Source organism: Mycobacterium parmense (genome assembly GCF_010730575.1).
Taxonomy (GTDB): domain Bacteria; phylum Actinomycetota; class Actinomycetes; order Mycobacteriales; family Mycobacteriaceae; genus Mycobacterium; species Mycobacterium parmense.
In genome coordinates this window covers 181869-205170 of the sequence record NZ_AP022614.1, presented here as the reverse complement: position 1 = coordinate 205170, position 23302 = coordinate 181869, and the positions used below count along the sequence as shown (strand labels likewise).

General features: G+C 68.8%; 22 protein-coding genes. 13 read left to right on the top strand and 9 right to left on the bottom strand.

Features of this window, described 5'->3' with window-relative positions:
• Positions 1-2: 2 nt before the first annotated feature.
• Genes G6N48_RS00955 through G6N48_RS00940 form a run of 4 tightly spaced genes read right to left on the bottom strand, consistent with a single transcriptional unit; the run spans position 3 to position 3698 of the window.
• Positions 3-866: a carbohydrate ABC transporter permease gene (locus G6N48_RS00955; RefSeq protein WP_085269445.1), complete on the bottom strand. Its 864-nt coding sequence runs from the start codon at positions 864-866 to the stop codon at positions 3-5.
• Positions 856-1734, bottom strand: a complete 879-nt coding sequence (locus G6N48_RS00950) for a carbohydrate ABC transporter permease (RefSeq protein ID WP_232066509.1) — start codon at positions 1732-1734, stop codon at positions 856-858. Before G6N48_RS00950 ends, G6N48_RS00955 begins: the two co-directional genes overlap by 11 nt.
• Positions 1731-3143: an extracellular solute-binding protein gene (locus G6N48_RS00945; RefSeq protein WP_085269262.1), complete on the bottom strand. Its 1413-nt coding sequence runs from the start codon at positions 3141-3143 to the stop codon at positions 1731-1733. Before G6N48_RS00945 ends, G6N48_RS00950 begins: the two co-directional genes overlap by 4 nt.
• 27 nt (positions 3144-3170) lie before the next feature.
• Positions 3171-3698, bottom strand: a complete 528-nt coding sequence (locus G6N48_RS00940; protein WP_085269263.1) for a general stress protein — start codon at positions 3696-3698, stop codon at positions 3171-3173.
• 158 nt (positions 3699-3856) lie between these two features.
• Here G6N48_RS00940 and G6N48_RS00935 point away from each other — a divergent pair, with 158 nt between their 5' ends.
• From G6N48_RS00935 to G6N48_RS00915, 5 genes are all read left to right on the top strand, one after another.
• The gene (locus G6N48_RS00935; RefSeq protein ID WP_085269264.1) at positions 3857-4417 is read left to right on the top strand and encodes a DUF4190 domain-containing protein; all 561 of its coding nucleotides are present in this window, start codon (positions 3857-3859) and stop codon (positions 4415-4417) included.
• 50 nt (positions 4418-4467) lie between these two features.
• On the top strand, positions 4468-5775 hold the full coding sequence (locus G6N48_RS00930) for a magnesium transporter MgtE N-terminal domain-containing protein (RefSeq protein ID WP_085269265.1): 1308 nt from the start codon (positions 4468-4470) through the stop codon (positions 5773-5775).
• Positions 5772-6311, top strand: coding sequence for a DUF1003 domain-containing protein (locus G6N48_RS00925; protein ID WP_085269266.1), 540 nt, complete (start codon positions 5772-5774; stop codon positions 6309-6311). Before G6N48_RS00930 ends, G6N48_RS00925 begins: the two co-directional genes overlap by 4 nt.
• Positions 6312-6415: 104 nt before the next feature.
• A complete protein-coding gene (locus G6N48_RS00920; protein ID WP_085269267.1) occupies positions 6416-7651 on the top strand; it encodes a lytic transglycosylase domain-containing protein in 1236 nt (411 codons plus the stop codon).
• Between the two features lie 28 nt (positions 7652-7679).
• Positions 7680-8834, top strand: coding sequence for an Mrp/NBP35 family ATP-binding protein (locus G6N48_RS00915; RefSeq protein WP_085269268.1), 1155 nt, complete (start codon positions 7680-7682; stop codon positions 8832-8834).
• Between the two features lie 17 nt (positions 8835-8851).
• Here the strand turns inward: G6N48_RS00915 and tatB are convergent, their stop codons facing one another.
• The 4 genes from tatB to sigE all read right to left on the bottom strand — a co-directional run bounded on the left by tatB (position 8852) and on the right by sigE (position 12318).
• Positions 8852-9250, bottom strand: coding sequence for a Sec-independent protein translocase protein TatB (tatB, locus tag G6N48_RS00910; protein ID WP_085269269.1), 399 nt, complete (start codon positions 9248-9250; stop codon positions 8852-8854).
• The gene (htrA, locus tag G6N48_RS00905; RefSeq protein WP_085269270.1) at positions 9251-10813 is read right to left on the bottom strand and encodes a serine protease HtrA; all 1563 of its coding nucleotides are present in this window, start codon (positions 10811-10813) and stop codon (positions 9251-9253) included.
• A 187-nt stretch (positions 10814-11000) separates the two neighbouring features.
• Positions 11001-11396: an anti-sigma E factor RseA gene (gene rseA / locus G6N48_RS00900; RefSeq protein ID WP_085269271.1), complete on the bottom strand. Its 396-nt coding sequence runs from the start codon at positions 11394-11396 to the stop codon at positions 11001-11003.
• A gap of 139 nt (positions 11397-11535) precedes the next feature.
• Positions 11536-12318, bottom strand: a complete 783-nt coding sequence (sigE, locus tag G6N48_RS00895) for an RNA polymerase sigma factor SigE (protein ID WP_085269272.1) — start codon at positions 12316-12318, stop codon at positions 11536-11538.
• A gap of 212 nt (positions 12319-12530) precedes the next feature.
• Here sigE and G6N48_RS00890 point away from each other — a divergent pair, with 212 nt between their 5' ends.
• From G6N48_RS00890 to G6N48_RS00855, 8 genes are all read left to right on the top strand, one after another.
• The gene (locus G6N48_RS00890; RefSeq protein ID WP_085269273.1) at positions 12531-13199 is read left to right on the top strand and encodes an O-methyltransferase; all 669 of its coding nucleotides are present in this window, start codon (positions 12531-12533) and stop codon (positions 13197-13199) included.
• A gap of 106 nt (positions 13200-13305) precedes the next feature.
• Entirely contained in the window at positions 13306-13974 is a 669-nt protein-coding gene (locus G6N48_RS00885) for a TetR/AcrR family transcriptional regulator (protein WP_085269274.1), read from the top strand.
• Positions 13964-14893 carry an ABC transporter ATP-binding protein gene (locus G6N48_RS00880; protein WP_085269275.1) on the top strand — a complete coding sequence of 310 codons (930 nt, stop codon included), beginning with the start codon at positions 13964-13966 and terminating at the stop codon, positions 14891-14893. Before G6N48_RS00885 ends, G6N48_RS00880 begins: the two co-directional genes overlap by 11 nt.
• On the top strand, positions 14890-16530 hold the full coding sequence (locus G6N48_RS00875) for an ABC transporter permease (protein ID WP_139825775.1): 1641 nt from the start codon (positions 14890-14892) through the stop codon (positions 16528-16530). The genes G6N48_RS00880 and G6N48_RS00875 overlap by 4 nt, the downstream gene beginning before the upstream one ends.
• A 7-nt stretch (positions 16531-16537) precedes the next feature.
• Complete coding sequence (locus tag G6N48_RS00870) at positions 16538-17212, top strand: methyltransferase family protein (protein WP_085269276.1); 675 nt, start codon at positions 16538-16540, stop codon at positions 17210-17212.
• A 184-nt stretch (positions 17213-17396) separates the two neighbouring features.
• Entirely contained in the window at positions 17397-18509 is a 1113-nt protein-coding gene (locus tag G6N48_RS00865; RefSeq protein ID WP_085269448.1) for a sulfate ABC transporter substrate-binding protein, read from the top strand.
• Positions 18510-18511: 2 nt separating this feature from the next.
• Positions 18512-20302, top strand: coding sequence for a SulP family inorganic anion transporter (locus tag G6N48_RS00860; RefSeq protein WP_139825789.1), 1791 nt, complete (start codon positions 18512-18514; stop codon positions 20300-20302).
• A gap of 57 nt (positions 20303-20359) precedes the next feature.
• A complete protein-coding gene (locus tag G6N48_RS00855) occupies positions 20360-22042 on the top strand; it encodes a CocE/NonD family hydrolase (RefSeq protein WP_139825776.1) in 1683 nt (560 codons plus the stop codon).
• Here G6N48_RS00855 and glgC read toward each other — a convergent pair.
• On the bottom strand, positions 22039-23253 hold the full coding sequence (glgC, locus tag G6N48_RS00850) for a glucose-1-phosphate adenylyltransferase (RefSeq protein ID WP_085269279.1): 1215 nt from the start codon (positions 23251-23253) through the stop codon (positions 22039-22041). The genes G6N48_RS00855 and glgC overlap by 4 nt on opposite strands.
• Positions 23254-23302: the final 49 nt, after the last annotated feature.

The window sequence follows — 23302 nt, the reverse complement described above, 5'->3', positions numbered from 1 at the left end:
GGCTATCCCTTCACAGCACCGGAAGTCAACCCGGCGACGATTCGTCGTTGGAAGATTAGAACAAAGACGATGATCGGGACCGTGATCACCATGGCACCGGCCGCGATCGACCCGGTGGGCTCCTCGAACTGCGAACTGCCGCTGAAGTTCACGATCGCCACCGGCGCGGTGATCGCCGCCTCGGTGGCGGTCAGCGACAGCGCCAGCAGCAGGTCGTTCCAGGCGAAGATGAAAACCAGGATCGCCGCGGTCACCACGCCGGGCGCCGCCAGCGGGACGATCACCTTGCGGAACGCCTGCGCCGGGGTCGCGCCGTCCATCTTGGCCGCCTTCTCCAGATCCCACGGGATCTCCCGGAAGAACGCCGACAGCGTGTAGATGGCCAGCGGCAGCGCGAACGTGATGTAGGGCAGGATCAAGCCCGGCCACGTGTCGAACAGCCCGACCCGGCGCTCGATGTTGAACAGCGGCGTCACCAGCGAGATCGCCGGGAACATGGTGATCAGCAGGGCCACCCCCACCAGCAGGCGTTTGCCCGGGAAGTTCAGCCGGGCGACGGCGTAGGCGGCCATCGCACCGAGCAGCACCGCGACCGCGGTGGTGATCAACCCGATCCCGATCGAGTTGACCAGCGCTGAGCTGAAGAAGCCGCCGCGGAAGGCGCCGCGGTAATTGTCCAGCGTGACCGACGCCGGAATCAGCTTGCCGTCCTTGATGTCCGACGTCGGTTTGAGCGACAGGGACAGGATCCAGAGCACCGGCAGCAGCGCATAGACGACCACCACGGTGTCGACGACGACCCAGCCGATGGCGCGGCGCGCGCCTGCGGATGCGGCCGTCCGTGCCCTTTCCCGTTCAGCGGCCATCGGCGTCACCACCCGGCGCCGCCGCGCCGAACACCTTGACGAAGATCAGCGCGATGATGCCCACGCAGACGAAGATCAGCACGCTGATCGCGGAGCCGAGCCCGACGTTGAAGCCCTTGAAGAGGTTGTCGTAGCCCAGGATCGACACGGAGTCGGTGTCGTTGGCCCCGTCGGTCAGCACGTAGATGTTGTCGAAGATCCGGAAGGCGTCCAGCGTCCGGAACAACAGCGCAACCACGACCGCCGGTTTGATGATCGGCAGGATCACCCGGGTCAGCCGTCGCCACGCGCCGGCACCGTCGACCTGGGCGGCTCTCACCAGATCCTCGGGCACCAGCGCCAATCCGGCCAACAGCAGCAGCGACATGAACGGCGTGGTCTTCCAGACCTCTGCGAGGACCACGATGCCCAGCGAGGGGATCTGCTGGGTCAGCGGCGCACCACCATGCGGCAGCAGGTTGGCCAGGTAGCCGGTTCCCGGCGTCCAGGCGTAGTACCAGCTGTATGACGCCACCACCGTGACGATGCCGTACGGGACCAGCACGGCGGTGCGCACCAGCCCCCTGCCGACGAGGGTGTGGTGCATCACCAGCGCGAGCGACAAGCCGAGCACGAACTCGATCGACACCGACACCACCGTGATGGCCAGCGTCACCGCCAGGGCCGTCCACCAGTAGCGGTCGGTCAGGATGGTCTCGTAATTGCCCAAACCGATGAAGGCCGTGTCGCTCGGATTCGCAAAGCTGTTGCGCTGCAAGCTAAGCCACACGGCGTAACCGATAGGGTAGCCGGTGACCGCCAGCATCAGGATCGCGGCCGGCGCGACCAGGACGAAGGCCAGCCGCTGTTCGGGCACCCGAGAGGTCACGGCAGCAGGCCCTCACCTCTGATGGCTTTGCGCACCTCGGTGGTCAGTCGGTCGGCCGTCCGCTCCGGGTCGATGTCGCCGATCGGGCTCAGCGTCGCGGCGAGCCGGATCGCCACCGCCTGGTAGACCGGCGTCGCCGGCCGCACCGCGGCGTCGGTGAGTTGCCGCCGGATGATGGAGTGCATCGGGTATTTGGTCTGGAACTGCGGATCCGAGTAGAGCGTGGTGCGCACGGGCGGCAAGCCGCCCTGCAACGCGATGTACTTCTGGCTTTGCATGCTGCGCAGGCAGCGCACGGCCTCGAAGGCCTCCGCACGGTGCCGGGTGGTGCCGGCGACCGCCAGGTTCGCCCCGCCGATTGTCACCCTGGCTGGACGTCCCGGCGCCACACCGGGATACGGCGCGAAACCGAAGACCTTGGTACTGGCCTCGTAGGCGATGCGGAACTGCTGGTCGTCGGGCACGAACGCGCCGTATTGGTTGATGCTGCCGGCCAGTGCGGGGTCCTGGTTGAGCGGTAGGAAGCTCACACCACCCTTCACCGCGTTCTCCAGCATCGACGCCAGGACGTACGGCCAGTTGACCTCCAGCGCGGCCTTGCCCTGCTCGACGGCCAGCCGGGCCGTGCCCTCGTCGGAGCGGCTGATCGACGGGTCGGACCCCGGCGCGTTGGCCACCGATTTGAGGATGCGCAGCGCGTCGACCGTGGCGGCACGGTGCTGGGGCGTGTCGGTCAGGGTGACGTGACGGCCGTCCTCGGAGAGCACCTGACCGCCTCCGCTGACCAGTAGCGTGTTGAACCACACCACCAGGCCCTCGTTCTCGTTGGCCTGCACGGCGATCCAGCTGGGCCGGCCCGCGGCGTGCAGGGCGGTGGCCTCGGCCACCATGGCGCTCCAGTCGCCCGGCGGCTGCTGCACCAAATCTGGCCGGTACCAGAGTAATTCGGTATTGGTGGTGATGGGCGCTGCGTAGAGCTTGCCCTTCCAGCGCGCGGTCGCGAGCGGCCCCGGCAACGTGTCGGCGGTGGCGTCGGATTCTGCCAGCCCGGCCGGATCGTCGGAAAGCGGCAGCGCCCAACCCGCCTCGGCGAACTCCGCGGTCCACACCACGTCCAGCGCCATCACGTCCAGCGTGCGGTCGTGCCCGGTCAGGCGCCGGGCCAACTGCAGCCGCTGCTCACCGGGCGCCCGGGGGAGGCTGATCTGGCGGATGACGAATCTGCCGCCCAGCCGCGAGGTGCACTCGTGGGCCACCGCGGTGAAGGTCGCGCCGTCGGCGGCCGGCGTGTACAGGCTGATGACCAGGCCGTCGCCGTCCGCCCCGCAGGCCGATACCGTCGCCGCGACGATCGCGGTCGCCAGCGCCAGCGCGCCCAGTCGGCGTGCGCGCTGGTGGCCCCTCCCCATATGCCCCTCGCGCTTCCTGTTCCGGCGTCAGATCGCCAGGCGGGCCAGCAGATCCCGCGCCTTCTCCGCGTTCTGCGGGTCGCACAGCACGTCGTAGCGACCGGCCACCAGCTGCATGGTCGAGCTGAAATCCCTTGTCCCGCGGGCCATCGCGTAGGGCACCGCCGAGGTGATCAGCCCGAAGAACACCCCGGCCACCAGGCCGGTGATCAGCGCGGACCAGGGATTGGGGCTGAAGAACCCGAGCACCAACCCGATGAACAAGCCGAGCCAGGCGCCGCTGAGCACGCCGCCGCCGAGGACTTTGGGCCATGTCAGCCGGCCGGTGACTCGTTCCACCTGCATGAGGTCGACGCCGACGATGGTCACCTGCTGCACCGGGAACTGCTGCTCGGACAGATAGTCGACGGCCCGTTGCGCCTCGGCGTAGGTGGGGTAGGACCCCACCGGCCAGCCCTTGGGCGGTGTCGGCAGACCGGGCGCGCCGCGCCGGCCACCGGTAGCACCCGCAGGGGTGGCGCCGGGAACCTGCCCGGGCTGGAAAGGACTAGTCATCGGCTCATTCTCCTCCGCCTCGGCCGTCGTTTCATCCCCAGTCTTGCCACCCACCCCCAACCAGCCTTCCCACCCTATCGAGGGTCCCGTGCACGCCTGCTGACCCGCGGGGGCTTGCCGCGCCGGTCACCACCTGCGGATGGGCTAGGTTGAACCCCATGACTGGTCCCGGCGGCGGCTTCGCGGAGGGCTCCCACGACGAGGACGACACCCCGCCAACGCCGCGACCCCCGGCCCACGAGGAGCCGGGCTGGACTGCGCCCTGGGAGCCGCCGGCCCCGCCCCACGGCGCATACCCGCCGCCCGGCTATCCACCGCCCGTTCCCCCTGGACCCGGATGCGGCGGGCCGCCGGTCTTCGGCGGCCAGCCGCCGTACCCGCCGGGCCCGCCCTTCGGTGCGCCGTCGACCGGTTACGGTCCGCCGCCTTTACCGGGAGGCTTCTACCCGGGGTATCCCGCGCCGGATCTGCAGGGTGGCTACGGAACGCCCAACCCGGAAACCAACGGCCTGGCGATAGCCTCCCTCGTCTTGGCGTTCACCGGATTGTTCTGCGGCATCGGGTCAATCGTGGCCATCGTGCTGGGCACGGTCGCGCTCAATCAGATCAAGGAAAGACGGCAGGGCGGATACGGCTTGGCGGTCGCCGGCATCGTCGTCGGCGTGGCGACCCTGGTGGTGAGCCTGATCGTCGCGATCTTCGCGCTGCACTCGCGGTAAGGACGGCGGGGCTTCTGCCTTCCGGCGAAGGGCTGCCTAGGCTTTGCCCCATGGCATCGGTCAACAGGGTGTACGTCGCGCGGCTCTCGCGGATGATGGTGTTGGGCCCCCTCGGCGAATCCTTCGGCAGGGTCCGCGATGTCGTGCTCGGCATCAGCATCGTGCGCCAGCAACCGCGCGTATTGGGGCTGGTCGTCAACCTGGCGACCCGCCGCAGCATCTTCATCCCGATGCTGCGCGTCGCGGCGATCGAGCCCGACGCGGTGACCCTGAACACGGGCAGCGTCTCCCTGCGCCACTTCGAACAGCGGCCGGGCGAGGTGCTGGCAATGGGCCAGGTGCTCGACACGCAGGTGAAGGTCAACGACCCCGACCTGCCTGAGCTGGCGGGGCTGGACGTGGTGATCACGGACCTGGGCATCGAGCAGACGCGAACCCGGGACTGGATGGTGTCGCGGGTGGCGGTCCGGGTGCCGCGGCGACTCGGCCGGCGCGGCCCCGTGCACGTCGTGGACTGGCACAACGTGCACGGCCTCACCCCGTCCGCGCTGGCGTTGCCGGGCCAGGGCGTGGCGCAGTTGCTCAACCAGTTTGAGGGGCAGCGAGCCGCTGACGTCGCCGACGCCATTCGCGGCCTGCCGGCCAAGCGGCGCTCCGAGGTGTTCAAGGCGCTGGACGACGAGCGGCTGGCCGACATCCTGCAGGAGCTGCCCGAGGTCGAGCAGGCCGAGGTGTTGTCGCAGCTGGGCACCGAACGGTCGGCCGACGTGCTCGAGGAGATGGACCCCGACGACGCCGCCGACCTGCTCGGGGTGCTCAACCCCACGGACGCCGAGATGCTGCTGACCCGGATGGATCCCGACGACTCCGCCCCGGTGCGCCGGCTGCTCACCCATTCCCCGGACACCGCGGGCGGTTTGATGACGTCAGACCCGGTGGTGCTGACCCCCGACACAACCGTCGCCGAGGCGCTGGCCCGGGTGCGCGATCCCGACCTCACCCCCGCCCTGTCGTCCATGGTGTTCGTGGCACGCCCGCCCACGGCTACGCCGACCGGCCGCTACCTGGGCTGCATCCCGCTGCAGCGACTGCTTCGCCAGGCACCCGCCGAACTCGTCGGCGGGATCGTCGACAGCGACCTGCTCACGTTGGCACCGGAGACCGCGCTGGGAGCGGTGACCCGCTACCTCGCCGCCTACAACCTGGTGTGCGCGCCGGTGGTCGACGACCAGAACCACCTGCTGGGGGCGGTCACGGTGGACGACCTGCTCGATCACCTGCTGCCGCACGACTGGCGCGTCGACGTGCAGACGCTGGACGTGACCGGCCGCCTCCGCGCACAGAAGGGGTCCGCGTGAACAACTCCGCACCCCGACGGCTGTACACCCCCAGGACCTCCCGCGGGTGGTCGCCGCGCCTGGACCCCGAGGCCGTCGGCCAGGTCACCGAGTCGATCGCCCGTTTCTTCGGCACCGGCCGCTACCTGTTGATCCAGACGGTGATCGTGATCGCGTGGATTGCGGTGAACGTCTGGGCGGTCGCCCTGCGCTGGGACCCCTACCCGTTCATCCTGCTCAATCTCGCCTTCTCGACGCAGGCCGCCTACGCGGCGCCGCTGATCCTGCTCGCCCAGAACCGCCAGGAGAATCGCGACCGCGTGGCGCTCGACGAGGACCGCCGCCGGGCTTCGCAGACCAAGGCGGACACCGAGTACCTGGCGCGCGAGCTCGCCGCGTTGCGGCTGGCCGTCGGCGAGGTCGTGACCCGCGAATACCTGCGGCACGAGCTGGAAGACCTGCGCGATCTGCTGACCGGGGCGCTGCCACAAACCCCCGGCGGAGAGTCGCGCAAAGCTGCCGACGGACGGGAGCGCACGGCTAAGAAATCGGGCTGAAAGCAGAACTGCCCATTGCGCCACTCGAGTCACAATTGTTATGTATGGTGATCTGGTTCACGCCTGGAAAGAGGTCGACCAGCTCACATATTTAGGACGGTCGAGTGGCAAAAGGGGGACGCCGGGGCCTGCGCCCGGCCGCCGCAAAGGTGCGGCAGCGAACACTTCGCGCGACGCGGGCGCCGGCATTCGGCGTAGCCATCATCACTCCGCTGGTGCTCGCCGGAGCCGTCGCCGGATCGTCCCCGCAGTCCCCTGGACATACGCCGCCGGTAAGCGCTGACATTCACCCGGTGGCCGCCGTCTCCCCGACCGTCCCCGATCTCTCCGGTCCCGCCGTGGTTGCCGCCGACCGCGGGCCGACGGCCTTTCACGTCGCCGAGCCGGCGCTGGCCGCGCCGCCGCCGCCGATGGTCGTGAACGCCCCCGGTGCGCTCGGCATCCCCAGCATTGCGCTGGCTGCGTATCGCAGTGCCGAGCAGAAGATGGCCGTCGCCTCCCCCAATTGCGGTGTCAGCTGGAATCTGCTGGCCGGGATCGGACGCATCGAGTCGGGCCACGCGGGCGGGGGCGCCGTCGACGCGCGGGGCACGGCTGTGCGGCCGATCTACGGTCCGGCGCTGGACGGCACCCTGCCCGGTAACGAGGTCATCGTCCAGAACAGCGCCGGCAACCGGGTGACCTACGCCCGCGCGATGGGGCCCATGCAGTTCCTGCCCGGCACCTGGGCCCGCTACGCCGTCGACGGCAAGGGCGACGGCGCACCCGACCCGCAGAACCTGTTCGACGCCACACTGGCGGCCGCCCGCTACCTGTGCAGCGGCGGGCTCAACCTGCGCGACCCCTCCCAGGTGATGGCCGCGATCCTGCGCTACAACAACTCGATGTCCTACGCGCAGAACGTGCTTGGCTGGGCGTCCGCGTACGCCACCGGCGTCGTCCCGGTCGACCTGCCGCCGCTGACTGGTCCGCCGCCCCCGCTCGGCGACGCTCACGACGAGCACCCGGAGGGTCTCGGACCCAACCTGCCGATGAACATGCTCGGCCTGCCGATGGACGACCCGATGGCGCGCACCCCGTTGATCGACCTCAACCAGCCCCAACAGCCCGCTTCGCCGATGTTCCCGTGGATGGCGCCGGCGTCCCCGCCGCAGGTGCAGACGCAGCAACCCGGCTGCACGCTGATCTGCATCGGCTCGCAGAGCGCGCAGAACCCGCCGCCGTTCGGGCCGCCGCCGCCGTTCGGGCCGCCACCGCCGTTCGGCCCGCCGCCGCCCGCACCGCCGCCACCCTTCGGCCCGCCGCCGCCCGCACCGCCGTTCGGTCCGCCAACCGGCTGACGAGCGGGCACGCCTACACTCGGCGGTGATGTCTGCTGACTCCCCCGATTCGCAAGCCGGTCTGACCGACGCCATCCGCGCCGCGCTGGGCAAGGTGATCGACCCCGAACTTCGGCGTCCCATCACCGATCTCGGGATGGTCAAGAGCGTCGACGTCGACGCCGAGGGCGGTGTGCACGTGGGCATCTACCTGACCACCGCCAGCTGCCCGAAGAAGACCGAGATCAGCGAGCGCGTCGCCGGCGCGGTCTCCGACGTGCCGGGCACGGGAGCGGTGAAGGTCACCCTGGATGTGATGAACGACGAGCAGCGCACCGAGCTGCGCAAGCAGCTCCGCGGTGATGCGCGCGAGCCGGTCATCCCGTTCGCCCAGCCCAGCTCGCTGACCCGGGTGTATGCCATCGCGTCCGGCAAGGGCGGTGTCGGGAAGTCCACCGTGACGGTGAACCTCGCGGCGGCGATGGCGGCCCGCGGACTGTCGGTCGGGGTGCTGGACGCCGACATTCACGGCCACTCGATTCCCCGGATGATGGGCACCACCGACCGGCCCACCCAGGTCGAGTCGATGATCTTGCCGCCCATCGCCCACGAGGTGCGGGTCATCTCGATCGCCCAGTTCACCGAGGGCAACACCCCGGTGGTGTGGCGCGGGCCGATGCTGCACCGGGCGTTGCAGCAGTTCCTGGCCGACGTGTACTGGGGCGACCTCGACGTCCTGCTGCTCGACCTGCCGCCGGGCACCGGCGACGTCGCGATCTCGGTGGCGCAGCTCATTCCGAACGCCGAGATCATGGTGGTGACGACGCCGCAGTCGGCCGCCGCGGAGGTCGCCGAGCGGGCGGGCAGCATCGCGCTGCAGACCCGGCAGCGCGTCGTCGGCGTCGTGGAGAACATGGCGGGTCTCACGCTGCCCGACGGCACCACCATGCAGGTCTTCGGCGAGGGCGGCGGGCGCCAGGTCGCCGAGCGGTTGTCGCGGGCGGTCGGGGCGGACGTGCCGCTGCTCGGTCAGATTCCACTGGACCCGGCGTTGGTGGCGGCCGGCGACTCGGGTGTGCCGATGGTGCTCAGCGCCCCCGACTCCCCGGCGGGTAAAGCGCTGCGCGGCGTCGCCGAGGCCCTGTCGTCGCGGCGGCGCGGACTTGCGGGCGTCTCGCTCGGACTGGACCCGTCGCGGCGCTGAGCACAGATCGCGGACCGTCAGGTCGCGTCGGCGTCGAACGGTGCGGGGCCGCCCGGGGGGTGCGCCGGCCGGGGCGGCTCGACCGGCTTGGCAGGAGTTCCGTCAACGGGTCGTTCGGGCCTGTCGAAGTTCCCCGTGAAGAACGAATCGTCGCCGTCGAGCAGATGCTTGGTCAGCGCGGCCCGGGGCGTCATCCCCCGGAATTTCTGTAACTCGCTCAGCGGGACGCGCAGCTCGTCGAACTCCGGCCCGAGGTCCTCGCGCAGTTGAGTGGTGACGCCGCTGAGGTAGTCGCGCGTCTGCCGCAGCGCATTCGACGTCCACCGGATCGCGCCCGGAAGCCGCTCGGGGCCGAGGATCACCAGCCCGACCACGACGAGGACCAGGAGATGTTCCCAACTCAGGCTGGAGAACACTTAGCTGTTGTCCGGGTCGGGTTTCACGGTGAGCGTGACGTGCCGGCCGTCGCGGACGACTTCGACCGGGGCGTCCTGACCGATGGTCAGCTGCCGCACGGCCACGACGAACTCGTCGGCGTCGGCCACCGTGCGGTTACCGATCTTGACGATCACGTCGTTCTCCAGGATTCCGCCCTTCTGGGCCGGGCTTCCCGCCTTGACGTTGGCGACCTGCGCACCGGAGGCGATCGCGTTGCTCACCGAGCGGGTGCTGATGCCCAGCGTCGGGTGCACGATCTTCCCGTCCTTGATCAGCGTCTGCGCGACGGTCTTTGCCTCGTTGATCGGGATCGCGAAGCCGAGACCGCTTGCGCTGTCAGACAACGACTTACCGGCGGTGTTGAGCCCGATCACGTCGGAGTTCATATCGATGAGCGGGCCGCCGGAGTTCCCGTGGTTGATCGAGGCGTCGGTTTGGATCGCGTCGATGACGGTGTCGGTGTCGGAGCCCTCACCCGACAGCGGGACGGGCCGGTGCAAGGCGCTGATGATGCCGTGCGTCACGGTGCTGCGAAGTCCCAGCGGCGCGCCCGCTGCCAGAACCTCGTCGCCGACGCGCACCTTGTCCGAATCGCCGAGCCGGGCCACGGTCAGGTTGTCGACGTTGTCGACCTTCAGGACGGCCAGGTCCGTCTTGGGATCGCGGCCCACCATGTTTGCGGGGACTTCCTTGCCGTCGTTGAACACCACCGTCGTCTTGAACTGACTGGGATTGTTGGCCGCCTCGGAGATGACGTGGTTGTTGGTGACGATGTAGCCGCGGCCGTCGATGACGACACCGGAGCCCTGCATCCCCTCCTGGTCGCTCTTGGATTCGATGGTCACCACGGCGTTGGCGGTCGCGGCCGCGACTTTGGCGAACCTTCCAGCCGGAGCCTCCCCGTTGCCGACGGTCGACAGCGTGACCTTCGAGGTGGTGAACGCCTCGACGACCTCGGCCGTCTTGCGGCCGATCACCCCGCCGACGAGGCCGATCGCCAGGGCGATGACCACCAGGACGAGCAGCGCGAGGTAGGAGACCTTGCCGCCGAACAAAACGTCGCGCACGCCCAGCTTGCCGCTGTAGCCCGGCACCGCCTGTGGCGCCTGCGGCGCCAGCGCCGGAGTTCCCAGGCCCGCCGCAGCGCCCGGATCGCGCCAGGGGTCGTCTGGCTCGTCTGACTGGTCGCCGTTCCTCTCGGCGGCCAGCGCGCCGGCGTCGACGGGGTGGCGCTGCAGGGATTCGGGGCTGCCACCGGGCCTGCGGAACGCCTCCTCGAGAACCGGATCGGCCGGCCGGTCGTCGGGCCTGAACTCCGACTGCTCCTGGAACTTGGGCGGGCGCACACGTTCGGCGACGAACGAACCGCGCAGGCCGTTGGGACGGCCGAACGCCTGGGCGGACGCGGGGTCGACCAGCGGGCGGGAGATCGGGCGCGGCGCCAGGCGATAGCCGCCGTTCTGGCCGCGGTCTTTCCCTTGGCCGCCGTCGTTGCCTTGGTCGCTGTCGTTCCCTTGGTCAAAGCCTTGGTCGGAGGTCACGTCCCTTTGGATCCTCTACTTGAGCGCTCGAAACAGGCATTCACCGGCCGATATCCGGCGTCGGCGTTGTCCGTGTCCACCCTAGTATCCACGGATCGGCGGCCCGGCGCCCGCGAGCACGCGCGCGTCGGATGCGTAGTCCCCCGGCCCGACAGTCCATTCTCAGCGTGGGTTTCCCGGCGTCGCGCTAGCGACGCTTGCGCTGGTCACGCGACTCGCGCTCGGCGCACGGGTCGGGCAACGCCGCCGACGTGTCCTCGGGCGAGCAGCGCGGGATGTCGGTCAGCAACCCGAGCAGCGCGCTGGGGATGCGGATCGGGCGGGAATCGCGCAGCGCCGCCCGCGCCCGGCTCTGGTCGTCGACCTCGGCCGCGCACTGCGGGCACAGCGAAAGGTGGTGCGCGGCGCGCAGGTGGGCGTTCATCCGAAGCTCACCGTCGACGAACGCCGCGATCGCTTCGACCGACAGGTGTTCGGTGGAACCGAATTGGCGCGGCGCGCCCACCGGGGCGTCGCTTTGCGAGGCGAACTGGGCGGGGAGCCAGGAGAACGCGCGCCGGAACACATGTCCTCGGTCGGCCATCACCCACTCCCTTCGTTGCCGGTCACTCCTCGAATGTAGCGCGAGGCGATGCCCTAAATCGCGTCCGGAGTGCTTAAAGACGCTGGCTCGTGATCAGATCGGGCCGCGCAACCCGGCTACGATCCGGCGAACGGGACCCTCAGGCCGACGCGGCGCGGGACGTCCCGGCGTCGGCGCCGTGCTCAGGATGGGCGGCGAGATAGTCGCGCAACGCCTGACGTCCGCGGTGGATGCGGCTGCGCACGGTGCCCAGCTTCACGCCGAGGGTGGCGCCGATCTCCTCGTAGGACAGGCCTTCGATGTCGCACAGCACCACCGCGGCGCGAAACTCCGGGGGCAACGAGTCCAGCGCCGCCTGCAGGTCAGGCCCGAGCCGAGAGTCGTGGTAGATCTGCTCGGGGTTCGGCTCGTCGGCGGGCACGCGGTCGTAATCCTCGGGGAGCGCTTCCATCCGGATGCGTGCGCGCCTGCGCACCATGTCGAGGAAGAGGTTGGTGGTGATGCGGTGCAGCCAGCCCTCGAACGTCCCGGGCTGATAGTTCTGCACCGACCGGAAGACCCGGATGAAGGTTTCCTGGGTCAGGTCCTCCGCGTCCTGCTGGTTGCCGGCAAGCCGGTAGGCGAGCCGGTACACGCGGTCGGCGTGCTGGCGCACCAGCTCGTCCCACGATGGCATGGTGGCTTTGTCGCCGGTGGCGTCGAACACCGCCGTCCCCTGCAGCCCCTCGGCGGGCTCCAGCCAACCGTCTGCGGGACAGTCCTGCACGTGCGACATGCTGGACGGGCTCAAAAGCGTGGTGATGATGAATTCCTCCGAATCCGACTTGCCGAACAACGGCAATTCGTCATTGGCGCCAACACGCAGCTGCCATTCCTTATTCCTGGTCCAGCCAGTCCCGGTCCCCCGCGCTCCGCGATCCATACCGATACCGTCGCGTGCCCTGGTATGCCGGACGTATGAACAGTCTGAGCTGAGCCTGAGAAACCGGATCGTTACCTGGACTGTCCAGGAGATATCCACCCGGATGTGACTTGAAACGCGCTGCACCCGTCGGGCGTGTCACGGGGCGGCCCGGGCTCGGTGTTCCAGGCGCGCCTGACCGACGGCGCCGCGATTTGGCATACGCTGCGGGCATGGACGGCAGTGACGCGGAAGCCCCCGGCCAAGCGGCCCGTACCCGGGCCGAATCCCTCTTCGCCCACGCCGAGGGATCGATCTCTGAGGACGCGCTGCTGTCGGCGACGCGCGAGCGCGCCGAGGACATCGGCGCCGGGGCGGTGACGCCCGCGGTCGGCGCGCTGTTGAGCCTGCTGGCCAAGCTCAGTGGCGGCAAGGCCGTCGCCGAGGTGGGCACCGGTGTCGGCGTGAGCGGGCTGTGGTTGCTGTCGGGAATGAGCGAGGACGGCGTCCTGACGACGATCGACGTCGAGCCCGAATATCTGCGTCTGGCCAAGCAGGCCTTCAGCGAGGCCGGTGTCGGCCCGTCGCGCACGCGGCTGATAGGCGGCCGCGCCCAGGAGGTGCTCACCCGTCTCGCCGACGAGTCCTATGACCTCGTTTTCGTCGACGCCGACCCGATCGACCAGCCGGACTACGTCGTCGAGGGTGTGCGGCTGCTGCGGCCCGGCGGGGTGATCGTCGTGCACCGGGCGGCGCTGGGCGGACGGGCCGCCGACCCCTCGGCGCGCGACGCCGAGGTGGCCGCGGTGCGCGAGGCCGCCCGCCTGATCGCCGAGGACGAGCGGCTCACCCCCGCGCTGGTGCCGCTGGGCGACGGTCTGCTGGCCGCGGTGCGCGACTAGCTGCCGGGCGGCGGCCGCGCCGCGACCCGTCCGGGCGGGATCTTTACGCATTCCTGACGCGCCACCACCTTGACCGGCGACTGAACGACTGTTTAGCGTACTGAACATGCGTTCAGCCGACCTGACCGCCGCCGCGCGAATCCGCGACGCGGCCATCGAGCAGTTCGGGCAGCACGGCTTCGCCGTCGGGCTGCGCACTATCGCCGAGGCGGCGGGCGTGAGCGCCGCGCTGGTGATCCACCACTTCGGCTCCAAGGAGGGTCTGCGCAAGGCGTGCGACGACTACATCGCCGAGGAGATCCGCGCCAGCAAGTCCGAGGCGCTGCAGTCCAATGATCCCGCCACCTGGTTCGCACAGCTGGCTGAGATCGAGAGCTACGCGCCGCTGATGGCCTACCTGGTGCGCAGCCTGCAGTCCGGCGGCGATCTGGCGACGATGTTGTGGCGCAGGATGATCGACAACGCCGAGGGTTACCTGGACGAAGGCGTGCGGGCCGGCACCATCAAGCCCAGCCGGGACCCCCGCGCGCGCGCCAGGTATGTCGGCATCACCGGGGGCGGGGGCTTTCTGCTCTATCTGCAGATGCACGACACCCCGACGGATATCCGTGCGGTCCTGCGCGACTACGCCCGCGAGATGGTGTTGCCCGCGCTGGAGATCTACACCGAAGGGCTGATGGTCGACCGCACCATGTACGACGCCTTCCTGGCCGCTAACGATCAAGCCGCACAGGATCAAGCCGCACAGGATCAAGGAGAAGCCCATGGCAGCTGAGCAGTCCGCGAGTTTCGCGCCGATCGAGATTCGCGGCCTGACAAAGACATTCGGTGCGGTGCGCGCCCTGGACGGACTCGACCTGACGGTGGGCGCCGGGGAGGTGCACGGATTCCTCGGCCCGAACGGCGCGGGCAAGTCCACCACCATCCGCGTCCTGCTGGGACTGGCCAAGGCCGATGGCGGAAGCGTGCGGCTACTGGGCGGTGACCCGTGGGCCGACGCCGTGGAGTTGCACCGACGGATCGCCTATGTGCCGGGCGACGTCACGTTGTGGCCGTCGCTGACCGGTGGCGAGACCATCGACCTGCTGGCCCGCCTGCGCGGGGGCATCGACGACCGCCGCCGCGCCGAGCTGATCGAACGCTTCGACCTCGACCCACACAAGAAGGCACGCACCTATTCGAAAGGCAACCGGCAGAAGGTCTCGCTGATCTCCGCCTTCTCGTCGCGGGCCGGCCTGCTGCTGCTCGACGAGCCCAGCAGCGGACTGGACCCGTTGATGGAGAACGTTTTTCAGCAGTGCGTCACCGAGGCACGCGATCGCGGCGTTACAGTCTTGCTGTCGAGTCACATCCTGGCGGAGACCGAAGCGCTGTGCGAGCGGGTGACCATCATCCGGGGCGGCAGGACGATCGAGAGCGGGACGCTGGCGTCGATGCGTCATCTCAGCCGCACCTCGATCCGAGCCGAAATGATCGGCGATCCGGGCGATCTCAGCCGGATCAAGGGGGTCGAGGACGTCAGCGTTGACGGCAACACGGTGCGCGCGCAGGTCGACAGCGAAAGCCTCGGGGAGCTCATCCGGGTGCTCGCCGACGCCGGCGTGCGCAGCCTGGTCAGCCAGCCGCCGACCCTCGAGGAGCTGTTCTTACGCCACTACGGCACCGAACGCAGCCACCAGGCGGCGGCGCGATGAGCACCGCCGCGCTGGACCGACCGGGCATCCCCGAACATTCTGCGCAGCAACGTCTTTCGAATCTCACGGGCACGCTGGGGATGCTGCGTCTTTATTTGCGGCGCGACCGGGTCTCGCTGCCGCTGTGGGTGCTGCTGCTGTCGCTGCCGCTGGCGACGGTCTACGTCGGCAGCATCGAAAAGGTCTATCCCTCCCCCGCCGCACGCGCCCAATTCGCGGCGTCGATCATGGCCAGCCCGGCCCAGCGCGCACTCTACGGCCGGATCTACAACGACAGCCTCGGAGCCGTCGGCACGTGGAAGGCCGGCATGTTCCACGTGCTGATCGCCGTGGCCGTCATCCTGACCGTTATCCGCCACACGCGTGCGGACGAGGAGAGCGGCCGGACCGAACTGCTCGACTCGACCGGGGTCGGACGGTACGCCGGCCTCACCGCGGCACTGCTGTTGTCGTTCGGGGCGTCGATCGCCACCGGCGCGATCGGCGCAGCGGGCCTGCTGTTCACCGACGTCCCAGCCGCCGGTTCGCTGGCTTTCGGCGCCGCGCTTGCGGGTTCCGGCCTGGTGTTCACTGCGGTGGCCGCGGTGACCGCACAGCTTTCGCCGGACGCACGGTTCGCCCGGGGTGCCGCCTTCGCCGTGCTGGGAGCCGCGTTCACGCTGCGCGCCATCGGTGATGCGGGCGTCGCCGCGTTGTCGTGGCTCTCGCCGCTGGGCTGGTCGTTGCAGGTGCGGCCCTATGCCGGGGACCGCTGGTGGCTGCTGCTGGCGCATCTGGTCACGGCGGCCACGCTCACCGCCGTGGCGTATCGACTGCTCGCGAGCCGTGACGTCGGCGCCGGGCTGGTCGCCGAGCGGCCCGGACCCGGCACCGCCGCGCCGGGGTTGAGCAACGTCTTCGGGCTGGCATGGCGGCTCGATCGCGGTGCGCTGGTGCTGTGGACGGTGGGCCTGTGCCTCTATGGCCTGCTGATGGGCAGCGTCACGCACGGCATCGGCGACCAGATCGGCGACGGCGCGGCGCGTGACATCGTCGCCCGGATGGGCGGAACCAGCGCGCTCGAGGACGCGTTCGTCGCGGTGGCGTTCACCATGATGGGCATGGTGGCCTCCGCATTCGCGATCTCGCTCACCCTACGTCTGTACCAGGAGGAATCCGACCTGCGGGCCGACGTGACGCTCGCCGGCGCGGTCTCACGAACTCGTTGGCTGGCAAGTCATTTGGTGGCTGCTCTGCTCGGTTCGGCGGTGGCCATGCTGGTCGCCGGAGCGGCGGGCGGGCTCCTGTACGGCGTTGCCGCCGGCGACGCCGGCGGCAAGCTGGCGGTGGTGACCGCGACCGCGGCCGTGCAGTTGCCGGCCGCCTGGCTCGGGCCGGCCGTGACCGTCGGACTGTTCGGTCTTGCGCCGCGGTTCACGCCGGTCGCGTGGGGCGTGCTGGTCGGCTTCATCGCCCTGTACCTGATCGGCTCGTTGGCCGGCTTGCCGCAGTGGGCGCTCGACCTCGAACCCTTCGCGCACGTTCCTCGGATCGGCGACGGCTTCACCGTCCAGCCCCTGCTGTGGCTGCTGGCCATCGACGCCGCGCTGATCATGCTGGGCGTCAGAGCCTTTCGGCTGCGAGACCTGCGCACCTAGGACGTCTGTGAAAACAACCCTTCGCGCGGTCGGCTCCGGCGTCGTCGGACTCGGTGTCTTCTGCGTGCTGCTGTTTGCGCCGGCATGTACCTTCGCCTACTGGCAGGGGTGGATCTTTCTGGCGGTGTTCACCGTGTCCACCTGGGTTCCGACCATCTACCTGATGCGCACGAATCCGGCTGCCTTGCAACGCCGTCTGCGGGCGGGCCCGCGGGCCGAGACCAGGCCGGTGCAGAAGGCCGTCATGGCTGTCTCCTTCGCCTCGCTCGCGTCGACGATGGCGTTCAGCGCCCTGGACCATCGCTTCGGCTGGTCGGCGGTTCCTGCGCCGGTCTCACTGATCGGCGACGCTCTCGTGGGGATCGGGATCGCCGGCGCGATGCTCGTGATCGTCCAGAACAGCTATGCCGCGGCCACTGTCACCGTCGAAGCGGGACAGTCGCTGGCCTGCACCGGTCTATACGGGGTTGTCCGGCATCCGATGTATGCCGCCGACATCGTCATGATGGTCGGCATCCCGCTGGCGCTCGATTCCTACTGGGGGCTGCTGCTCGTCATTCCGGGGGTCGTGGCGTTGGTGATCCGCATTCTCGACGAGGAGAAGTTGCTCACCGCCGAGTTGCCCGGCTACCGCGAGTACGCGCAGCGGGTGCGGTACCGGTTGCTGCCCCACGTCTGGTGACACGGATGCGCGTGAAGGGCGCGCGCACGGACGGCTATTGAATCACGCAGATTTGCACCGGTGATTCGCGGAAGAAACCGCGTTAGCATCCTCCATCGCCCGACGTTGCTCCGAGCGATTTCGGACGACAGTCAGTCACCGGCGACCGGCAATCGGACACGTCGAGATCGGCATGGAGGCGGCAATGGCGGACGTGGAACGACCGGCGGCGGGTCGCCGCGGATACCGATTGCGCGTTCCCTGGCTCAATATCGTCGGCGTCGTCGCGATCGTCGTGGCGGCGAGCCTCATCGCGATCAAGAATTTGCACGGCGACACCTCGCCGAACCAGATTCTGAATGTCTCCTACGACCCGACCCGGGAACTGTACGCCGAACTGGACAAGGCCTTCGTCACGCAATTTCGGCAGCAGGCCGGCGTCACGCTGGAAATCAAGCAATCGCACGGCGGTTCAGGACGGCAGACCGCTGATGTCGTCGCCGGCAAGCAGAAAGCCGGCGTAGTGTCACTGGCGCTGGTCAGTGATGTCGACGCGCTGCGCAAGCGCGGATTGATCCCCCCGAATTGGCAGAGTCGCTTGCCGAACAATTCGGTGCCCTACACCTCGACCATCGTCTTCGTCGTCCACAAGGGCAATCCGAAGCAGATCCACGACTGGCCCGATCTGGTAAAAGACGGCGTCGCCATCGTTTCCCCCAACCCGCGCAGCTCCGGCAACGGAAAGCTGAGCGTTCTCGCCGCCTGGGGCGCGGTCACCACCCGCGGAGGCAGCGACGCCCAAGCTTTCGAGTTCGTCAAGGCGTTGTTGGGCCACGTCGCGGTAGCCGACGCGGGCGCCCGCGGCGCGGCAATCACCTTTGCGGTCGAGCGGATCGGCGACGTTCATTTGACGTGGGAGAACGAAGCCCTCCGCGAGGTCGCCGAGAACAAGAACGACCTCGAAATCGTCTATCCCCCAATCAGTATCCGGGCCGAGCCGGCCGTCGCCTGGGTCGACGCGAACCTCACGGACAAGACGCTGGCATACGCGAAGGCATACCTGCAGTACCTGTACACCGAACGCGCGCAGGAGATCATCGCCCAAAGGGGATACCGTCCGATCAAGCCGGAGATCCTCGCCCGACACACCGACCGGTTGCCCGACATCAATCTCTTCCCGATCACCTCGATTGCCAAGGACTGGGACGACGCGCGGGAGAAGTTCTTCGGCGACAACGGCATCTACGACACCGTCACGTCACCTGCTCGGGCGACGGTCGCGGCGGCCCACGGTCGGCGGAAGGCGAAGAAAGCGTGAGCATTTCGGAGCGGCTGAAGGGCTTGAACTACGACGCGACGAAAGCCCGTCGCGACCTTGTCGCCGGCGTCACCGTCGCGGCCGTTTCGCTGCCGCAGGGCATCACCTATGCACTGGTGGCCGGCGTCGATCCGAAATACGGCGTGTACTCGTGCATCGTCGTGACGCTGATCGCCTCGGTCTTCGGCTCGTCGTCGCACCTGATCAACGGGCCGACGAGTGCGATCTCATTGCTGGTGTTCAGTTCGCTGGCGTTTCTGGATCCGGAGAACCACGCCGTGGTGTCCGAGGCGTTGTTCGTGATCGGCGTTCTCGCCGGCGCTTTCCAGATCCTCATCGCCGTGTTCAAACTCGGCGATCTCACCCGCTATATCTCCGAATCCGTGATCCTCGGATTCCTGGTCGCGGCGGCGTTGCTGATCGCCGTCGGACAACTGGGCAACGCGCTCGGTGTCAAAGACAAGGGCAGCGGGCGGATGAAGGTGCTCGAACGCACCTACCTGACGTTGTTCCAGGGTGATGCGGTCAACTATCGGGCGGTGGTGCTCAGCGTCACGACCGTCGCGCTGGCGGTCGCGCTTCGCTGGGTGGTGAAACGCTTCGGCCTGCCCCAGCTCGACCTGCTCGCCGTCCTGATCATCGCGGCGGTGATCGCGTATCTGGCGGGCTGGTCGACCGCCGACCGGAACGGCAACCTCGGGGTGTCGCTGACCGCGAAGATCCCGCAGAGTCTGCCCACCCCGCACGTCCCGCTGGTGCAACTCAGCTCGCTGGGGCAACTCTCCGAGGGTGCCCTGGCCATCGCCTTCATCGGACTCCTCGAAGCCTTGTCGATTGCGAAGGCCATCGCGCACCAGTCCGGGCAGAAGCTCGACTACAACCGTCAGATCCTCGCCGAAGGCCTGGCCAACCTCACCGGCGGGTTTTTCCAGTGCGTACCCGGATCGGGCTCTGTGTCGCGGTCGCCGATCAATTTCCAGGCCGGCGCAATGTCACGGTTCTCCGGCGTCATCACCGCAGTGACCGTCGCCGCGGCGGTGCTGCTGTTCGCACCGCTGTTGCATTACATGCCGCGAGCGGCGCTCGCTGGTCTCCTACTCATCACCGCGGCGCGGCTCATCGACTACAAGCGGCTGCTCTACACCCTGAAAGCTTCGCGTTACGACGCCGGGCTGGTGATCATCACCGCGCTGACCGGAGTGCTGATCGACCTGGACACCGCGGTCCTGCTCGGTGTCGGCTTGTCGATCCTGCTCTTCGTCCCCCGGGCGGCGAAGCTGAAGGTCAAGGAGATGGTCGTGACGCCCGAACGCGTGGTCCGGGAGCGAGTGGCCGGCGATCCCGTCGACCCATCGACCGTTATCTACGACTTCGAAGGCGAGCTCTTCTTCGGCGCCGCACCGGAATTGGAGCGTTATCTGGAGGAGCTGAGTGAGCGGCTGGAACGCGACGACATCAAGTTCGTCGTGTTGCGACTCAAACGCGTGCGACACCCGGATGTCGTTGTCGTCGAGCGGATCGAGCGTTTCCTGCGTGAGGAGACCGCGCGCGGTGTGACCGTCCTGCTCGCCGGGGTGCAGACCGACATGAGGGACGTGCTCAGAAACGTCGGCTTCGACCATTGGTTCCCGGCCGGGCAGGTCTTCCCCGAAGAGGACAAGGAATTCTCGGCAACCCTGAAGGCCGTCCGCTACGCCCATGCCCGGCTCGACGCGCCGGAAGCCGGCGCGCTGGTTGACGCGGCGATCGTGGCCGGCGACGGCGATCCCCGACGGTACTACTACCTGGTTTGATACAGCGTGCGCCAGTCTCGTGGCGCCGGCGCCGGCTCGAGTCCATAAAGTATGGGCGTGGCCCGAAATCCGGCACCCGCATTGGACCGGCCCTGGCGACGTCCCGGCGCCGCCCGGTATGCGCTCGGCCGGATTCGGAGCTTCCTCAGACCGCCCGTAACGGTTACCCCCGCACCGGACGACCTCATCGTCGAGCGCGACCTGGCCGTTCCCACGCGCGACGGAACCGTGTTGCGCATCAATCTGTTTCGAAGCTCCGCCGGCCAAGCCGGGCCGGTGATCCTCAGCATCCATCCCTACGGCAAGGACAAACTGCCACGCCGGCTGGGCAAGAGGTGGACCTTTTCGTTCCAGTACCGGATATTGCGCCAGCCGCAGCCGCTGACCTTCTCGGCCTACACCGGATGGGAGGCCCCGGACCCGGCGTGGTGGACGGAGCGGGGCTTTTCCGTGGTCAATGCCGACTCGCGAGGCTGCGGTCGTTCCGGCGGCACCGGCAAGCTGCTGTCACGCCAGGAGGCCGAGGACACCTACGACCTGATCGGGTGGATCGCCGAGCAACCGTGGAACGACGGGCAGGTGGTCATGCTCGGGGTGTCGTACCTGGCCATCAGCCAGTACGCCGCCGCGGCCCAACAGCCGCCGGCGCTGCGTGCGATCTGTCCGTGGGAGGGCTTCACCGACGCCTACCGGGATTTGGCGTTTCCCGGCGGCGTGCGCGAGCGCGGCTTCATCCGGATCTGGTCGGCGAACGTACGTCGCAGCACGCGACAGACCTACGCATTCACGCCGATGCAGGACGAACACCCGCTGCGCGACGAGTTCTGGCGCTCGCTGGTCCCCGATCTGCCGGCCGTCAAGGTCCCCATGCTGGTCTGCGGCAGCTTCTCGGACAACAACCTGCACAGCCGCGGTTCGGTCCGGGCATTCACTGACGCCGGCTCGGGCCACGCCCGCCTCTACACCCATCGCGCCGGCAAGTGGGCGGCGTTCTACTCGGCCGCCGCGCAGGCCGAGCAGCTGACGTTCTTTCGCGAGGTGCTCGACGGCGCGCCCGCCTCCCGCAGCGTGCGGCTCGAGGTGCGCGAGGACCGCGACACCGTCGTCACCGTGCGCGAGGAGGCCGACTGGCCGCTGGCCCGCACGCGCTGGCGCCCAATGTATCTGGCCGGACCCGGAGTGCTGTCGCCCGACAGGCCAACGGTCGACGGCGGCATCTCGTTCGGAACTCTGACCCACGCAGCGGCATTCAGCTGGACGGTGCCCGCCGACGTCGAGCTGACGGGCCCGATGGTGGCGCGGCTCTGGCTAGAGCTCGACGGCTGTGACGACGCGAACCTGTTCGTCGGCGTCGAGAAGTGGCGCGACGGAAGGTTCGTCGAGTTCGAGGGGTCGTACGGCTACGGTCGTGACCGGGTGAGCACCGGGTGGCAACGGGTCTCGCTGCGCGCACTGGATCCCGAGCTCTCGCGGCCGTGGCAGCCGGTCGCGGCGTGCGTCGAACGGCGGCCGCTCTCCGCGGGCGAGGTGGTGGCCGTCGACGTGGCACTCGGGCCGTCGGCGACGTTGTTCCGCGCCGGCGAGCAACTGCGATTGGTGGTCGGCGGGCGGTGGTTGTGCCCGCGCAACCCGCTCACCGGTCAGTTCCCGGCGGCCTACGACGAGTCGCCGAACGGCCGCGTCCGGCTGCGCTGGGGCCCGCGCCACGACGCGCACCTGCTGGTGCCGGAGATCCCCTAGATCCAGACGCCCTTGCCGACCGCGACCACACCGCCGGCGCTGATCGCGAACCGCTCCCGGTCACGTTCCAGGTCGACCCCGACCATCTCGCCGGGCCCGACGACGACGTTCTTGTCCAGGATCGCGTGCCGCACCACGGCGCCCCGCCCGACCCGGGCGCCCGGCATGATCACGCTGCCCTCGACGATCGCGCCGTCGTCGACCACGACGTTGGACGACAGCACCGAGTTGCGCACCGAGGCGGCCGAGATGATGCTGCCGGCGCCCACCACCGACTCCTGCGCCGAACCGCCATTGACGAACTTGGCGGGCGCCAGGTTCTCCGACTCGCCGCGGATCGGCCAGCGCTTGTTGTAGAGGTTGAAGATCGGATGCACCGACACGAGGTCCATGTGCGCGTCGTAGAAGGCGTCCAGAGTCCCGACGTCGCGCCAGTAGGCGCGGTCGCGGTCGGTGGCGCCGGGCACCTCGTTGTCGTTGAAGTCGTAGACCGCGGCCATGCCGTCGTCCACCAGCAGCGGGATGATGTCGCCACCCATGTCATGGTCGGAATGGTCGTCGTCGGCGTCGGCGCGGATGGCGTCGATGAGGACCTTGGTGGTGAAGATGTAGTTGCCCATCGAGACGAACGTCGACTCGGGGTCGTCCGAGGTCCCCGGCGGATCCAGCGGCTTCTCCACGAACTGACGGATGCGCCCGGACTCGTCGGCGTCGATGCAGCCGAACGCGGAGGCCTCCCGGCGCGGAACGCGGATGCCGGCCACCGTCGCGCCGGCGCCGCTGTCGATGTGGAAGTTGACCATCTGCTCCGGATCCATCCGGTAGACGTGGTCGGCGCCGAAAACCACGATGTAGTCGGGGTCTTCGTCGTAGATCAGGTTGAGCGACTGGTAGATCGCGTCGGCGGAGCCGGTGTACCAGCGAGGGCCGAGTCGCTGCTGCGCGGGGACCGGCGTGATGTACTCGCCGGCCAGGCCGGAAAGCCGCCAGTTCTGCGATATGTGCCGGTCCAGTGAATGCGACTTGTACTGCGTGAGAACGCAGATCCGCAGGAAGCGGGCGTTGACGAGGTTGGACAGCACGAAGTCGATCAGCCGATAGGCGCCGCCGAAGGGAACCGCCGGCTTGGCCCGGTCCGCCGTCAGCGGATACAGCCGCTTGCCCTCACCGCCGGCCAGGACGATGCCCAGCACGTGTGGCGCTTCCCTCATGGCTCCAAACCTATCGGCCGCCGCGAACCGCTGCCAGGGGGACTGCGCT

Coding starts and splice junctions, on each gene's coding strand:
- rseA (WP_085269271.1), bottom strand. CDS start 11,396: ATGGCCGACCGAGGACATGTGTTCCGGCGCGCGTTCTCCTGGCTCCCC.
- G6N48_RS00880 (WP_085269275.1), top strand. CDS start 13,964: ATGGCAGCTGAGCAGTCCGCGAGTTTCGCGCCGATCGAGATTCGCGGC.
- G6N48_RS00890 (WP_085269273.1), top strand. CDS start 12,531: ATGGACGGCAGTGACGCGGAAGCCCCCGGCCAAGCGGCCCGTACCCGG.
- G6N48_RS00865 (WP_085269448.1), top strand. CDS start 17,397: ATGGCGGACGTGGAACGACCGGCGGCGGGTCGCCGCGGATACCGATTG.
- G6N48_RS00915 (WP_085269268.1), top strand. CDS start 7,680: ATGTCTGCTGACTCCCCCGATTCGCAAGCCGGTCTGACCGACGCCATC.
- G6N48_RS00930 (WP_085269265.1), top strand. CDS start 4,468: ATGGCATCGGTCAACAGGGTGTACGTCGCGCGGCTCTCGCGGATGATG.
- G6N48_RS00940 (WP_085269263.1), bottom strand. CDS start 3,698: ATGACTAGTCCTTTCCAGCCCGGGCAGGTTCCCGGCGCCACCCCTGCG.
- G6N48_RS00945 (WP_085269262.1), bottom strand. CDS start 3,143: ATGGGGAGGGGCCACCAGCGCGCACGCCGACTGGGCGCGCTGGCGCTG.
- G6N48_RS00955 (WP_085269445.1), bottom strand. CDS start 866: ATGGCCGCTGAACGGGAAAGGGCACGGACGGCCGCATCCGCAGGCGCG.
- G6N48_RS00885 (WP_085269274.1), top strand. CDS start 13,306: ATGCGTTCAGCCGACCTGACCGCCGCCGCGCGAATCCGCGACGCGGCC.
- G6N48_RS00935 (WP_085269264.1), top strand. CDS start 3,857: ATGACTGGTCCCGGCGGCGGCTTCGCGGAGGGCTCCCACGACGAGGAC.
- G6N48_RS00875 (WP_139825775.1), top strand. CDS start 14,890: ATGAGCACCGCCGCGCTGGACCGACCGGGCATCCCCGAACATTCTGCG.
- sigE (WP_085269272.1), bottom strand. CDS start 12,318: ATGGATCGCGGAGCGCGGGGGACCGGGACTGGCTGGACCAGGAATAAG.
- glgC (WP_085269279.1), bottom strand. CDS start 23,253: ATGAGGGAAGCGCCACACGTGCTGGGCATCGTCCTGGCCGGCGGTGAG.